Annotated in this window: 12 protein-coding genes and 1 pseudogene; 6 read left to right on the top strand and 7 right to left on the bottom strand. The window is 72.8% G+C overall.

Annotated features, from left to right (window positions below; translation table 11 throughout):
* Positions 1-131 precede the first annotated feature (131 nt).
* The 5 genes from ACIBCJ_RS09615 to ACIBCJ_RS09595 form a co-directional block, all read right to left on the bottom strand.
* Complete coding sequence (locus ACIBCJ_RS09615) at positions 132-1,676, bottom strand: AMP-binding protein (protein WP_365979306.1); 1,545 nt, start codon at positions 1,674-1,676, stop codon at positions 132-134.
* Positions 1,677-1,769: 93 nt separating this feature from the next.
* Positions 1,770-2,657, bottom strand: coding sequence for a LysR family transcriptional regulator (locus ACIBCJ_RS09610; RefSeq protein ID WP_365979305.1), 888 nt, complete (start codon positions 2,655-2,657; stop codon positions 1,770-1,772).
* A 159-nt stretch (positions 2,658-2,816) separates the two neighbouring features.
* A complete protein-coding gene (locus ACIBCJ_RS09605) occupies positions 2,817-4,508 on the bottom strand; it encodes a bifunctional 3'-5' exonuclease/DNA polymerase (protein WP_365979304.1) in 1,692 nt (563 codons plus the stop codon).
* 48 nt (positions 4,509-4,556) lie between these two features.
* Positions 4,557-5,345 (bottom strand): Clp protease N-terminal domain-containing protein, encoded by a 789-nt coding sequence (locus ACIBCJ_RS09600; RefSeq protein WP_362511816.1) that lies wholly within the window; start codon positions 5,343-5,345, stop codon positions 4,557-4,559.
* A 68-nt stretch (positions 5,346-5,413) separates the two neighbouring features.
* Positions 5,414-6,046: a LysE family translocator gene (locus ACIBCJ_RS09595; RefSeq protein WP_362511814.1), complete on the bottom strand. Its 633-nt coding sequence runs from the start codon at positions 6,044-6,046 to the stop codon at positions 5,414-5,416.
* An 85-nt stretch (positions 6,047-6,131) separates the two neighbouring features.
* On the opposite strand from ACIBCJ_RS09595, the pseudogene ACIBCJ_RS09590 reads away from it, so the two are divergent.
* Positions 6,132-7,271, top strand: a pseudogene (locus ACIBCJ_RS09590) (DUF2786 domain-containing protein).
* Positions 7,272-7,299: 28 nt separating this feature from the next.
* On the opposite strand, the gene ACIBCJ_RS09585 reads toward ACIBCJ_RS09590, so the two are convergent.
* Positions 7,300-7,923, bottom strand: coding sequence for a hypothetical protein (locus tag ACIBCJ_RS09585; protein ID WP_365979303.1), 624 nt, complete (start codon positions 7,921-7,923; stop codon positions 7,300-7,302).
* Between the two features lie 510 nt (positions 7,924-8,433).
* Here ACIBCJ_RS09585 and ACIBCJ_RS09580 point away from each other — a divergent pair.
* Complete coding sequence (locus tag ACIBCJ_RS09580) at positions 8,434-8,685, top strand: DUF397 domain-containing protein (RefSeq protein WP_059301673.1); 252 nt, start codon at positions 8,434-8,436, stop codon at positions 8,683-8,685.
* Positions 8,686-8,851: 166 nt separating this feature from the next.
* Here the strand turns inward: ACIBCJ_RS09580 and ACIBCJ_RS09575 are convergent, their stop codons facing one another.
* Positions 8,852-9,334: an ATP-binding protein gene (locus ACIBCJ_RS09575; protein ID WP_393525878.1), complete on the bottom strand. Its 483-nt coding sequence runs from the start codon at positions 9,332-9,334 to the stop codon at positions 8,852-8,854.
* A 358-nt stretch (positions 9,335-9,692) separates the two neighbouring features.
* Between ACIBCJ_RS09575 and ACIBCJ_RS09570 the strand changes: the two genes are divergently transcribed.
* The 4 genes from ACIBCJ_RS09570 (at position 9,693) to ACIBCJ_RS09555 (ending at position 13,749) form a co-directional block, all read left to right on the top strand.
* Positions 9,693-10,517 carry a helix-turn-helix transcriptional regulator gene (locus tag ACIBCJ_RS09570; RefSeq protein WP_362104021.1) on the top strand — a complete coding sequence of 275 codons (825 nt, stop codon included), beginning with the start codon at positions 9,693-9,695 and terminating at the stop codon, positions 10,515-10,517.
* A gap of 75 nt (positions 10,518-10,592) precedes the next feature.
* Positions 10,593-12,053, top strand: a complete 1,461-nt coding sequence (locus tag ACIBCJ_RS09565) for an aldehyde dehydrogenase family protein (protein ID WP_365979302.1) — start codon at positions 10,593-10,595, stop codon at positions 12,051-12,053.
* A gap of 31 nt (positions 12,054-12,084) precedes the next feature.
* The gene (locus ACIBCJ_RS09560) at positions 12,085-12,726 is read left to right on the top strand and encodes a PadR family transcriptional regulator (protein ID WP_362103949.1); all 642 of its coding nucleotides are present in this window, start codon (positions 12,085-12,087) and stop codon (positions 12,724-12,726) included.
* A gap of 81 nt (positions 12,727-12,807) precedes the next feature.
* Positions 12,808-13,749 (top strand): ATP-binding cassette domain-containing protein, encoded by a 942-nt coding sequence (locus ACIBCJ_RS09555; protein WP_365979636.1) that lies wholly within the window; start codon positions 12,808-12,810, stop codon positions 13,747-13,749.
* Positions 13,750-13,755: the final 6 nt, after the last annotated feature.

Here is a 13,755-nt window from a genome sequence, read left to right as displayed (position 1 = left end):
GCTGCCTCCCGTACCTCCTCGGCCGAAGGTTCGTCCGGACCCGTCGGGCGGCGACGAGAAGGCGGCTCGGGCGAGGACCGGGCCGGGTGTGATCCGGCCTGGTCCTCCTTGTGCGTCGCGGCGAGGGCGGGTCAGACCGTCAGCAGGGACCGCAGCCTGCGCCTGTCCGGCTTGCCGACCGTGGTCAGGGGGATGGCGGGGAGCAGGTGCACGGTCTCGGGGGCGTAGAGGCGGCCCTTGCGGGCGGTGACGAAGGCGCGGATCTCCTCCAGGGACGGCTCGTGTCCGGGGGCGGGCACCACGGCGGCGTGGACGTGCTCCAGCGACTCCGCGTCCCGGCTGCCGAAGACGGTGCACTGGGCGACCGAGGGGTGGTGCAGGAGCAGGGCCTCCAGCTCCGCCGGATAGACGTGGCCTCCGACGACCACGATCATCTCCTTGATCCGGTCCACGATGTAGAGGTAGCCGTCCTCGTCGAGGTAGCCGACGTCGCCCGTGTGCACCCAGCCGTCGCGCAGCACCTCCCGGGTCAGTTCGCGCTGCTTCCAGTAACCGTGCATCGCGTAGGGCGAGCGCACCAGCACTTCGCCCGGTGTCCCGGGGGCCAGGACGGTGCCGTCGCTGTCCTGGACGACGATCTCGACGCCGGGCACGGCCCGGCCGACCGTCGGGTGCCCCTCGCGGCCGGTCAGCTCCTGCTCGTCGGGGCCGGTCTCCGTGATGAGCTGCGCCTCGGCCTGGCCGTACAAGCCGTACAGCACCGGTCCCAGCAGCTCGGCCGCCTGCCGCAGCCTGGTCGGTGCCGCGGCGGTGCCGCCGTAGCTGACGCGGGTCAGGCTGGACAGGTCGGTGCCGGACACGTCCGGGTGGTCCAGCAGCCGGTACAGCAGCGGCGGCAGCAGCCAGGTGTGGGTGATGCGCTCGCGCTCGACGGTGGCCAGCACGTCCCCGGGGTCGAAGTCGTGCCGCAGGACCACCGAACCGCCCTCCAGGAGGGCCGTGTCGGCGAAGATCCCGGCAAGGTGGGCGAGCGAGGTGCAGGCCAGGAAGCGCGGCGGGTCGCCCGCGCCGGTGAGCCGGCGTTCCAGGCTGCGCCGGTAGGAGCCGTGGCTCATGCGGATGCCCTTGGGGATCCCGGTGGTCCCGCCCGTGTAGCCGATGCGCCAGTCGTCGTCCGGCCCCACCGGAGGGTGCAGGACACGCGTCGGGTGCCCGGCGGCCGCGGCCAGGACGTCCTCGGCGAAGTCGCTCGGGCCCAGGGACACCACCGGAGGGACACCGGGCAGCGGCAGCAGCTCCCGTGCCAGGGCGTGCCGCCCGCCGTCCACCAGCAGCAGGACGCCGTCCACGCTCGCCAGGATGCCGGCCATGACCGGAGCGCTCATGCCCTCGTAGAGGACGACGACCCGTGCGCCGGTCAGGTTGGCGGCGTAGCGGGCGGCGAGGCCCTCGGCGCTGTTGCCGGTGAGCAGGCCGACCGTGGTACCCCGGCCCACCCCGCGCCGCTCCAGTTCCGCGCCGAGCCGGCAGACCTGGTCGCGCAGGCTCCCCGCGCTGATCACGGCTCCCTCCGCGGTCGTCAGGACCGCCCTGGACGGTGCGGCTGCCAGGACGTCGAGGACGGCCTCCGCGTAGGTGGTGAAGTCCGTCCCCGTGGTGTCGTGCTGCCGGCTCATCGGCTGTCTCCGTCGGTCGAGTCCGTGTCCGTGGATGACCTCGACGCTAGGGGCGGGCCTTTCATGACGTCCACGACCGGTTCCGGCATGTACTCATGACGCCCCGGGCATGAGCCGTTCCCCGGCCAGTCGGCGGAAGTCCCGGGCGGCGGGGGAGAGATAGGCGTCCCGGCGCCACACCAGCGACAGGGCCCGGTGGCAGTCCGGGGCGTCCAGTCGCAGCCAGCGGACCGGGCCGCCGTCACCGAGGGCCCGGCGGGCGACGGCCGGCATCAGGCCGATGCCCACCCCGGCACCGACGAGTTCGGGAGTGGCGGCCGCCTCGTCGCCCTCGCAGACCACCCGCGGGGTCAGCCCTTCCCGGGCGAAGAGCCGCTCCAGCAGCGCCCGTTGCCAGTGACCGGCGCGTGTGCTGACGAAGTCCTCGTCGGCCAGCTCGGCCACCGTGACCTGCTCGCGGCCGGCCAGCGGGTGCCAGGGCGGCACGGCCAGCAGCACCTCCTCGCGGGCCAGTTCCGTCGAGCACACCTCGGGGCCGGCCAGCGGCTGGGAGGCGAGGGCGAAGTCCACCTCGCCCGAGCGCAGATGGCGGCGCATGGAACCCAGCGGGACCTGGAAGAGGTGCACCCGCACCCCGGGGCGCAGCTCCCGGAACGCGGACAGGACCCCGGCCAGTTGCAGCAGCGTCTCGGCGGCGACGGCGACCCGTCCGGGGCCGCCGCGACCGGCGTCGGCGACCTCCCGCCGACCGTCCTCCAGCTCGGCCAGCGCCCGTTCGACCCGGACCAGGAAGGCGGCGCCGTGCTCGTTGAGACGTATCCGGCGGCCCGTGCGGTCGAAGAGCGGGGCCCCGAGTTCCGATTCCAGCCGGATGATGGTCCGGCTCACCGACGGCTGAGCCACCCGGAGTTCCTCCGCGGCCCGGCTGATGTGCTGGTGACGTGCGACGGACCGGAAGTAGCGAAGTGACAGCAGATCCATGCCGGTAGTCTCGTCCGCCGCGGGTCCGAGCGGGACCGAGGCGGACCGACCGGGTCCGAGCGGGCCCCAGCGGCCCCCCGTGGGTCCGCCCGGGCCACAGCGGGCGTCGTCGCCGCGGCCGGGGCGGTCGATGCCGGCGGCCCGGCGGCCCGGATCCCGTCACTTCGCGTCCGCGTAGCACTCCACCACCGCCGTCGTGAACGGGAACCGCACCGGCGTCACCCCGAACGTCAGCCGCCCCGCCAGCTCCGCCGCGTCCCGGATCGCCGCGACGACTGTGCCGGCCTCCTCCTCGGGACAGTGCACGATCACCTCGTCGTGCTGGAAGAAGACCAGCTCGGCCGCCATGTCCGCGCAGGTCTGGCGCAGCGCGGCGAGCAGCAGCAGGGCCCAGTCGGCGGCGCTGCCCTGGACGACGAAGTTGCGGGCGAAGCGGCCCCGCGCGCGGGCGTCGGTGGAGGCGTAGCCCGGTACCCACTCCTGGGGGCGGTCCCCGGCGCCGGTGGGATCGTCCTGCGGCAGCCCCGCCTCCTCGGCGCCGTCGGCCGCGCCGGCCGCCGGCGGGCAGGTGCGGCCCAGCCAGGTGCGCACCAGCCGGCCCTCCTCGCCCGCGCGGGCCGCGTCGTCGACGTACGCCACGGCGCGGGGGAAGCGGCGTCTGAGCGCGGCCAGGTTCTTCAGGCCGTCCCCGGAGGTCTGGCCGTAGACCGCGCCGAGCACGGCGAGCTTGGCCTGGGCGCGGTCGCCGGAGAAGGCACGGTCGGAGACGGACTGGTAGAGGTCGGTCTCCCGGCCGGCCACCTCCATCAGGCCGGGGTCGCGGGAGATCGCGGCCAGCACGCGCGGCTCCATCTGGTCGGCGTCGGCGACGACCAGCCGCCAGCCGGGGTCGGCGACGACGGCCCGTCGGATCACCTTGGGGATCTGCAGCCCGCCCCCGCCGTTGGTCACCCAGCGTCCGGTGACGGTGCCGCCGGCCAGGAACTCGGGACGGAACCGTCCGTCGCGCACCCAGTCCTGCAGCCAGGACCAGCCGTGGGCGACCCAGATGCGGTACAGCTTCTTGTACTCGATCAGCGGCTTCACGGCCGGATGGTCCAGTGACTCCAGCTCCCACCGGCGGGTCGAGCCGACCTTCACGCCCGCCTGCCCGAACGCCTTGACCACGTCCGCGGGCAGGTCGGGCCGCACCCGGCGGCCGAAGGCGGCGGACACCTCCTCCGCCAGCTCGGCCAGGCGGCGCGGCTCGCCCCCGCCCGCGTACCGCTCGCCCAGCAGGCCGTGCAGGACCTCGCGGTGCACGTCGGCCCGCCAGGGCAGCCCCGCGTGGTTCATCTCGGCGGCCACCAGCATCCCCGCCGACTCGGCGGCCGTCAGCAGCCGCAGTCGGTCGGGGTGCGCCGAGCGGTCGTGGCGGCGCTGCTGCTCGGCGTAGACGGCGAGCAGGTCGGTGAGCGGGAGGTGGACGGCGCGCGGCTCGAACAGCGGGGACTGCGCGCCCGGCTCGGCGGCGCGCTGCGGCGGGTCGGGCGGAACCGGGCCGCCGCGCAGCCGGGCCAGGGCGGCCGCGGCCGAATGCGGCTCCCCGTACCGCCCCTCGTGACCGAGCAGGAGGGTCTCGGCGGCCTCCACGTCGTAGCACCGCTCGACCCGCACCCCGGCGGCGAGCAGCCGCGGGGCCGTCTCGGCGGTGGACCGCCACACCCATCGCGCGACGTCAGGCCTGGTGCGCACGGCCTCCGCGACGTCGGGCTCGCGCCGCACCGGTCCGGCGGGCAGCCCGTCGGGGCCGAGGGGCGCGACCTCCACGCCACCGTCCTCGGTCTCCGCGAACGCCCACCTTTCGGCCATGCCGCGAGTGTCGCAGGCGGGTCTGACAACGGCCCGGCGGCCGGGCCCTCAGGCCTCCTCGGTCTTCGGTCCGCCCTCCTCGCCGCTTTCGCCCTTCCCGGCCTCCCCGCTCTTCCGGGTCACCTCGATGAACTGCGCCAGTGCCTCGGTGACGTAGCTCTCGGTGGCCTCCTTGGTGAGGCCGAGTCCGCTGAGGACGCCCTCGCCGTGCTCGTGCTCCAGGAGGGCGAGCAGGATGTGCTCGGTGCCGATGTAGTTGTGACCGAGGCGCAGGGCCTCGCGGAAGGTGAGTTCGAGGACCTTCTTGGCGGCCGGCCCGTAGGGGACCAGCTCAGGGACCTGCGCGGAGGCCGGCGGGAGCGCCGCGGTCGCCGCCTCGCGGACCGCGTCCAGGGTCACGCCCTGCGCGGCGATCGCCTTGGCGGAGAGGCTCTCGTGCTGCGTGAGCAGGCCGAGGACGAGGTGTTCGGGCAGGCCCTCGGTGCCGCCGGCGGTCTTGGCCGCGTGGTGGGCGGCCATCACGGCCTCGCGGGCACGGGTCGTGTAGCGGCTGAAGCCCTGGCTCGCGTCCAGGTCGGCCGACTCCTTGGGCACGAAGCGCTTCTGCGCCGCCTGCCGGGTGACGCCCATGCTCCTGCCGATGTCCGTCCAGGACGCGCCCGACCGCCGTGCCTGGTCCACGAAGTGTCCGATGAGATGGTCGGCCACCTCGCCGAGGTGCTCACCGGCGATGACGGCGTCCTGGAGCTGCTCCAGCGGCTCCGCGTGCACCTTCTTGATCGCGGTGATGAGCTCGTCGAGGCGTACGGATGACGTGATGCTCGGATTCGTCGTCATGCGTCAACCGTAGGTTGCGCCCCTTCAGGGTGTCAACCTTGAGTTGACACCCTTTCGCTCTCCTCGGTCTACTTCGGCGACGCCACCACCAACCGCGCAGCCAGCCCCGTGAACACCGTCCCGGAGACGATGTTGAGCCAGCGGTTCACCCGGGCGCTGCGCCTGAGCAGACTCGCCAGCCGCCCGGAGAGCAGTCCGACGAAGCCGTCCCACAGGAGGCCCATCACCACGAGGGTGCCGCCGAGCAGCAGGAGCTGCCCGGACACGTGCCCCAGCGACGGGTCGACGAACTGCGGCAGGAACGCCACGTTGAAGAGGATCACCTTGGGATTGAGCAGGTTGGTGATCGCGCCCTGCCAGAACGCCCGTCGCATGCCCGGGCCTCGAGGCGCCGCCCCGTCCTCACCCGGCTCCGAACGGTCCCGGAAGGCCTTCACCGCCAGGTAGAGCAGATACGCCGCGCCCGCCCAGCGCAGCACGTGATACAGGGTGGGGAGGGTCGTGAAGAGGGCCGACAGACCGAGCGCCGCGGCGACCGCGTGCACCGTCATGGCGCAGGCCACGCCGAGCGCGGCCATCACTCCCGCCGTGGGCCCGCCCCGCCCGCCCATCGCCACGATGAACATCAGATCGGGGCCGGGGGTGACGCACAGGGCCAGGGCGGCAACCAGGAACGCTGCGTACAGAGTTGTGTCCACCATGCCTGCCATGATGGACCTCCGCGTGCGCGGTACCACCGCATTCCGCGCAGTGAGACGGAGCGCGGGGCCGTGGCACCATCGCCGGGTGAGTACGCCCAGCACCGTCGACCGTGCCTTCGAGACCGCCCTGTACGACACCGCCGACGACGCCCTCGACACCGCCGCCTCCCTGCTCGCGGCCGACCCGGGGGCGGACGCGGAACTGGCCCGGCGCGGCGAGGAGTTCGTCGCCACCGCCTGGCGGCGCGGCTGGCAGCCCGCCGACCTCGTACGGATCGTGCGGCGCGAGCTGGACGACGTGCACGTACGCCTGGTGGCGGCGCTGATCCGCGCCCAGGCTCCGCAGGACCGCCCGCGCGGGCCCCGCTGGGCGGCCCAGCTGGGCGCCGTACCGGACCAGGCGCCGCCGCGCACCGACCGCTTCTCGCAGGCCGGCGCCGTACTGGAGCTGTACCGGCTGCTGTTGCGGCTGCCCGCGCTGGAGCCCCTGGAGCCGCCGGGCGCACCGCGCCGGGAGGCCCGGCCCGAGTCACGTGCCCTGGCCCGCATCCGGGCGCTGCTCGCCAAGGCGGAGGCGACCGGGTACCCCGAGGAGGCGGAGGCGCTGAGCGCCAAGGCGCAGGAGCTGATGGCCCGGCACAGTGTCGACGAGGCGCTGCTGGCGGCCGACGCCCCCGCGCCCGACGCCCCGGGCGCCTGCCGGATCGGGGTGGAGCCGCCCTACGAGCAGGCCAAGGCGGTGCTGCTGGACGCGGTGGCCGACGCCAACCACTGCCGGGCCGTGTGGAACGAGGCCTTCGGCTTCTCCACCGTCGTCGGCTTCGAGGCCGACCTCGAGGCGGTCGAACTCCTCTACACCTCGCTGCTGGTGCAGGCCGAGGCCGCGATGACGAAGGCGGAGGCAGGCCAGCGGGCCGGGGGGCGATAACGCACCAAGACCTTCCGCCAGTCGTTCCTCGCCGCCTACGCCCACCGCGCGGGCACCCGGCTGCGGGCGGCGGCGCAGGCGGCCACCGCCGAGTCCGCCGCCACCGGCGCGGCGGCGGACGTGGACCTCCTGCCGGTGCTCGCCTCCCGCGAGGCCGCGGTCACCGACCGCACGGAGCGCATGTTCCCGCAGACGACCACGACCCGGCTGCGCGGGGCCGGCGACGCGGCGGGCTGGACCGAGGGCACCCGCGCGGCCGACGCCGCCCGGGTCGGGCACCGCAGACCGCTGCCGTAGGGCCGGTCGGGGCCGGGGCGGGCGCGGCTCAGGAACCGAGGCCGGCCGTCGGCAGGCCGGGCGGCATCGACCCGCCCTCGGACCTGGCGTACGTCTCCTCGCCGAGCCCGCCCTCCCAGGTCACCGTGAGCGAGGTGGCGTCGACCCGGCCGACCTTGCCGGTCGCGCGGTCGTCGCTGCCGTCGGTGCACTCGAGGCGGATCGTCCGGGTGCCGGCGCTCTTTGCCGCCGTACCGCTGCACACGGCGCCGCCGGTGGTGAACAGGGCCGCCTTGTCGCCGGTGACCATCAGCGCGACGGCCTGCCCGTCGGTGGTCGCCAGCCAGCTGCCCTCCAGGTCGCCGGCGCCGCCCGCGGACGGCGATCCGCCCGCGTCGCCGCCCGGATCCGCGCTCGCGGACGCGCCGGGAGCCGCCGAGGACGAGTCGCCGCCGTCCGAGCCGTCGTCGCCCGGGCCGCCGTCGGACCCGCCGTCGGTGCACGCGGTCAGGGCCAGCGCCCCCGCCAGTGCGAGCGCCAGCGCCGCGCCCCGCGCGGAACGCCGTGCCCGACGGCGCGCGATCCCGCCGGGCGGGACGTCCGTGCCCGTGGGCAGCGCGGTACCCCGCGTGTTCTCCGTGCTCGCCACGCTCTGCGCAGTCACCCGCGTCACCGGAAGCTCCAAGCTGTAGCCGGACGGCCGGTTCGGCCACGAACAGCGGCAAGCTACCAGCAGGACGTGCGGGCCCCGGGCGGATGCCCGGCGTGCGTTTGCTCACGCGGGTCCAGTCGGCAGACCCCTGCGGCACCTCGGCCGACGGGGGCGATCAGATACGCGCACCAGATGGCGCGGTGGCCGTACGGCGCCCGCTGACCAGCCCGGGCGCACCTCGCGCACCGGGGACAACACCGGGGTCCGCCTGTAACGGGCCGCTCCGGTGTTGTCGCATGTTGTTGCATATTCTTCGAATTCGGGGGCACATGCGGGAACGTCTTCCCGAGGGCTCGCGTCGTAGAGAGCAGGACTCGGTAAAGCGGTCGTCAAAGCTGTAATCGCGGGAACACCGCGCGTGCACGTGCATTTGCTCATGCATCCGCACGTGAACAGGGTTATGATCCGGATCAGTTGACCACTGCATCAATGGCCACATCAGCCAGTGCACCAGCCACCGGGGAGCGACCTGTGGACCACGACGTGTACGACGTGTACAACGGCATGGCCGCCACGCAGTTGCACGACGCGGCCTGGCAGAAGAGCCGGCGCAGCAACTCGCAGGGGTCGTGCGTGGAGTTCGCGCGGCTGCCCGACGGTGCGGTGGCGGTCCGCAACTCCCGCTTCCCCGACGGTCCCGCGCTCGTCTACACGCGCGCGGAGATCGAGGCCATGCTGCTGGGCATCAAGGACGGCGAGTTCGACCACCTGATCGCGAGCTGACGTTCGCGCTCCGGCGTTCGCGGTCCGCCGCCCGCGGTCCGGCGTTCGCGGTCCGACGACGGGCGCCGACGCGCGTCGGGAACCGGGGCCCGGGTGCCAGGCGTGCCGACGGACCGGCCGTGCTGCGGACCGGCGCTGCGCGGGCCGTGCGGCGGCCCGGGCCGGGCTAGATGCGGAACAGCGCCCAGACCACCTTGCCGTTGAGCGTCCCGGCGAGCGGGTGCCAGCCCCAGCTGTCGCTGAAGGAGTCGACGAGGAAGAGGCCGCGCCCCGACTCCGCCGAGAAGTCGTCCGTCTCGCGGGCCACCGGGCTGTCGTGACTGGGGTCGCGTACCGCGCACACCAGCCGCTCGGTCCAGCGCATCAGGTGCAGCCGTACGGGACCGTGCTCCTCGTGGCGCGGGATGTCCGCGGGCAGCGCGTGCCGCAGGGCGTTGGTGACCAGCTCCGAGACCACCAGGCAGACGTCGTCGAAGCGGTCCCCCGCGTCCCAGCCGTCGAGCGTCCTGCGGGTGAATCCGCGGGCCTCGCGCACCGCTTCGTACCGGGGCGGGAGGGCGCAGGAGGCGGCGTTCGACACGGCCGCGGGGTCGAGTGGCGGAAGGCCCTGCCGTAACGGCTCGAGCATGGTCGATCCATTCGTCCCCATGCGAGGCACTCCCGGGAATTCGCGGTCATAGCGATGCGGCGCGGTGGTGCGGGGACCATGGTTTCGGATGCGTACCGCAGATGCAAGGGCAGATGCACGTGCACGTGACCGAAATGGACCTGCCCGTACCGCTTGTTGGTCAATTTTTCCGTCATCTTCGCCTCCTCTTCATCTCCTTCGACGGCCGGTTCCGGTCCACCGCGTGCATGATCCTGCACGGTTCCTTTGGCTCGATTCCGTTTCCGTAACCGGACGAGTACTGCTCGGAGTGTTTTAGTGGCAGACTTCGGCCCCTGAAACACGGTTGGGGAGGCTGGCGAACGTGAGCGCGGGAGAGCCCGGATCGGTGGTGCGGCGCATGCTGCTCGGATCACAACTCAGGCGACTGCGTGAGACGCGGGGGATCACGCGAGAGGCGGCGGGCTACTCGATCCGCGCCTCGGAATCGAAGATCAGCCGGATGGAGCTGGGCCGGGTGAGCTTCAAGACGAGGGACGTCGAGGACCTGCTGACGCTGTACGGCATCACGGACGAGCAGGAGCGCAACTCGTTGCTCTCCCTCGCCAAGGAGGCCAACGTCGCGGGCTGGTGGCACAGTTACTCGGACGTACTGCCCAGCTGGTTCCCCACCTACGTGGGCCTGGAGGGCGCGGCCTCGCTGATCCGGGTCTACGAGGTGCAGTTCGTGCACGGCCTGCTCCAGACCGAGGAGTACGCCCGCGCGGTCGTCCGGCGCGGCATGAAGGGCGCCGGCGAGGCGGACGTCGAGCGCCGGGTGGCGCTGCGTCTGGAGCGGCAGAAGTACCTGGTCGCGGAGAACGCCCCCGAGTTCCACATCGTGCTCGACGAGGCCGCGCTGCGCCGGCCGTACGGCGACCGCGGGGTGATGCGCGGGCAGCTCCAGCACCTGATCGACATGTCCGAACGCCCCAATGTGCGGCTCCAGATCATGCCGTTCGGCTTCGGCGGGCACTCCGGCGAGAGTGGCGCGTTCACGCTCCTCAGCTTCCCCGAGTCCGACCTCTCGGACGTCGTCTACCTGGAGCAGCTCACCAGCGCGCTGTACCTGGACAAGCGGGAGGACGTCACCCAGTACGAGACGGCGCTGAAGGAGCTCCAGCAGGACAGCCCGGGGCCGGACGAGAGCCGGGACCTTCTCCGAGGTCTCCTTCAACTCTCCTGAAACGTAAGTACGATGACGCCCAATCAGGCGGCTCGCTCGCGGCGGCTGCGGCAGTTGAGGGGATTGAGGGATCTCATGTCGTCGTACTTCACCGACCTCGCCCAGCAGTACATAGGCGGCGAGTGGCGTCCGGGCACCGGGTCCTGGGACATCATCGACTTCAACCCGTACGACAGCGAGAAGCTCGCCTCGATCACGATCGCCACGGCCGACGAGGTCGACGCCGCCTACCGGGCCGCCGAGCGTGCGCAGAAGCAGTGGGCCGCGACGAACCCGTACGCGCGCCGCGCGGTGTTCGAGAAGGCGCTGCGCCTGGTGGAGGAGCGCGAGGAGGAGATCGGCGAGGCGATCGTCGCCGAGCTGGGCGGCACCCGGCTGAAGGCCGCCTTCGAGCTGCACCTCGCCAAGGAGTTCCTGCGCGAGGCGGTCCACCTGGCGCTGGCCCCCGAGGGCCGGATCATCCCGTCCCCGGCCGACGGCAAGGAGAACCGCGTCTACCGGGTGCCGGTCGGCGTCGTGGGCGTCATCAGCCCCTTCAACTTCCCCTTCCTGCTCTCCCTGAAGTCGGTCGCCCCGGCCCTCGCGCTGGGCAACGGCGTCGTCCTCAAGCCGCACCAGAACACGCCGATCGTCGGCGGCACCCTGGTCGCGAAGATCCTGGAGGACGCGGGACTGCCGGGCGGTCTGCTCAACGTCGTGGTGACCGACATCGCGGAGATCGGCGACGCCTTCATCGAGCACCCGGTGCCGAAGGTGATCTCCTTCACCGGCTCCGACAAGGTCGGCCGCCACGTGGCCACGGTGTGCGCCGCCCACTTCAAGCGCGCGGTCCTCGAACTGGGCGGCAACAGCGCCCTCGTCGTCCTCGACGACGCCGACGTCGACTACGCGGTCGACGCCGCCGTCTTCAGCCGCTTCGTCCACCAGGGCCAGGTCTGCATGGCCGCCAACCGGGTGCTGGTCGACCGCTCGGTGGCCGACGAGTTCACCGAGAAGTTCGTCGCCAAGGTGAAGACCCTCAAGGCCGGTGACCCGCGCGACCCGTCGACCGTCATCGGCCCGGTGATCAACTCCTCGCAGGCGGACGCGCTCTCCGGCGTCGTCGAGCAGGCCCTCGCCGAGGGCGCGACCGCCCTGGTGCGCGGCTCGGTCACGGACAACCTGGTCGAGCCGTCGGTCCTCACCGGCCTGCCCGCCGGCTCCGCGCTGCTCCAGCAGGAGGTCTTCGGCCCGGTCGCCTTCCTCGTCCCCTTCGACGGCGAGGAGGAGGCCGTGCGCCTGGTCAACGACACTCCGTACGGTCTGAGCGGCGCCGTGCACACGGGGGACGTCGAGCGGGGCGTCAACTTCGCCAAGCAGATCGACACCGGCATGTTCCACGTGAACGACGGCACCGTGCACGACGAGCCCATCGTGCCCTTCGGCGGGGAGAAGCACTCCGGCCTCGGCCGCCTCAACGGCGACACCATGCTGGACGCCTTCACCACCCAGAAGTGGATCTCGGTGCAGCACGGGCGCAGCGGGTTCCCGTTCTAGTCCCGGGCCGGGCCCGGCCTAGTCTGGACCCATGTCAGCGATCCGTCTTCTCGTGCTCGGCGCGGTCCGCCAGCACGGGCGGGCCCACGGTTACCAGGTGCGCAACGACCTGGAGTACTGGGGCGCGCACGAGTGGTCCAACGCCAAGCCCGGGTCGATCTACCACGCGCTGAAGCAGATGGCGAAGCAGGGCCTGCTCCTCGCGCACGAGATCGCGCCGTCCACGGCGGGCGGGCCGCCGCGCGTGGAGTACGAGATCACCGAGCAGGGCACCGAGGAGTACCTCACCCTGCTCCGCTCCTACCTCACCGCCTACGACCAGCGGCCCGACGTGCTCACCGCGGCGCTCGGCTTCATGGTCGACCTGCCGCGCGAGGAGGCCCTGGCGCTCCTGGAGGAGCGGGTGCGGAAGATCGAGGAATGGCGGGCCGCCGTCACCGAGTACTACATGCCGGCCGAGGGGCCCGGCCAGTACGGACACATCGGCGAGGTCATGAACTACTGGGTCCACTCGGCCGACTCGGGCGCCGAGTGGACCCGCGGCCTCATCGAGCGCGTCCGGGGCGGCGCGTACACCTTCGCCGGTGAGGGCGAGCCGTTCGTCGGCGTGCTCGCCGAGGGCGAGGAGAACCCCTTCGCGGCGGGACGCCCGCATGACGGAGACGCCTACTAATCAAGTTTGACCAATCGCGAACGGGGCATTACCTTCGTGCGAGTAGTCAAATTTGGCTAGCAGGAGCGAGGGGGAGTGGCAGTGGCCGACGCGGCGATCACCGTCGAAGGTGCACGCAAGAGATACGGCAGCAAGAACGCGCTGGACGGACTGGACCTGACCGTCGCACGGGGCACGGTGCACGGCGTGCTGGGCCCGAACGGAGCGGGCAAGACCACCCTGGTCCGGATCCTCTCGACCCTGCTGCGGCCCGACGCGGGCCGCGTCGAGGTGGCGGGGCACGACGTCGTCGCCGAGGCGTACGCGGTACGGCTGCGCATCGGCCTGCTCGGCCAGCACGCGGCGCTCGACGAGGAACTGGGCGGGCGGCAGAACCTGGAGATGTTCGGCCGCCTCCACCATCTGGGCGCCCGGCGGGCACGCGCGCGTGCCGACGAACTGCTCGCCCGCTTCGACCTCGCCGACACCGGACGCAAGCCGGTCGGCGCCTACAGCGGAGGCATGCGGCGCCGCCTGGACCTGGCCGCCTCGCTCATCACCGAACCGGAGGTCCTCTTCCTGGACGAACCCACCACCGGCCTCGACCCGCGCGGCCGGGCCGAGGTGTGGGACTCCGTCCGCTCGCTGGCCGGCGCCGGTACGACGGTCCTGCTCACCACCCAGTACCTGGAGGAGGCCGACCAGCTCGCCGACCGCATCTCGGTCGTCGACGCGGGCCGGGTCGTCGCCGACGGGACGGCGGACGAGCTCAAGACGGCCACGGGCGGCGACCGCGTCGACGTCGTCCTGCGCGACGCCGGTCAGCTGGGCGCCGCGGTCGCCCTGCTGCCGCTGACCGGCGTCCGCGTCGACACCGACCGCCGGCTGCTCAGCGCCCCGGTCACCGACCGGATGGCGGCCCTCTCCGGCGTCCTGCGCGCGCTGGAGGAGGCCGGCATCGAGGCCGAGGACGTGGCACTGCGCCGCCCCACCCTGGACGAGGTGTTCCTGCACCTCACCGACCGCACGAAGGAGGCCGTGTGAGTACCG

Origin of the sequence: Streptomyces sp. NPDC051136 (assembly GCF_044455745.1) — a bacterium.
GTDB lineage: Bacteria > Actinomycetota > Actinomycetes > Streptomycetales > Streptomycetaceae > Streptomyces.
This window is presented reverse-complemented; position numbering and strand designations above follow the sequence as displayed.

Coding starts and splice junctions, on each gene's coding strand:
- ACIBCJ_RS09615 (WP_365979306.1), bottom strand. CDS start 1,676: ATGAGCCGGCAGCACGACACCACGGGGACGGACTTCACCACCTACGCG.
- ACIBCJ_RS09610 (WP_365979305.1), bottom strand. CDS start 2,657: ATGGATCTGCTGTCACTTCGCTACTTCCGGTCCGTCGCACGTCACCAG.
- ACIBCJ_RS09605 (WP_365979304.1), bottom strand. CDS start 4,508: ATGGCCGAAAGGTGGGCGTTCGCGGAGACCGAGGACGGTGGCGTGGAG.
- ACIBCJ_RS09600 (WP_362511816.1), bottom strand. CDS start 5,345: ATGACGACGAATCCGAGCATCACGTCATCCGTACGCCTCGACGAGCTC.
- ACIBCJ_RS09595 (WP_362511814.1), bottom strand. CDS start 6,046: ATGGTGGACACAACTCTGTACGCAGCGTTCCTGGTTGCCGCCCTGGCC.
- ACIBCJ_RS09575 (WP_393525878.1), bottom strand. CDS start 9,334: ATGGGGACGAATGGATCGACCATGCTCGAGCCGTTACGGCAGGGCCTT.
- ACIBCJ_RS09570 (WP_362104021.1), top strand. CDS start 9,693: ATGCTGCTCGGATCACAACTCAGGCGACTGCGTGAGACGCGGGGGATC.
- ACIBCJ_RS09565 (WP_365979302.1), top strand. CDS start 10,593: ATGTCGTCGTACTTCACCGACCTCGCCCAGCAGTACATAGGCGGCGAG.
- ACIBCJ_RS09560 (WP_362103949.1), top strand. CDS start 12,085: ATGTCAGCGATCCGTCTTCTCGTGCTCGGCGCGGTCCGCCAGCACGGG.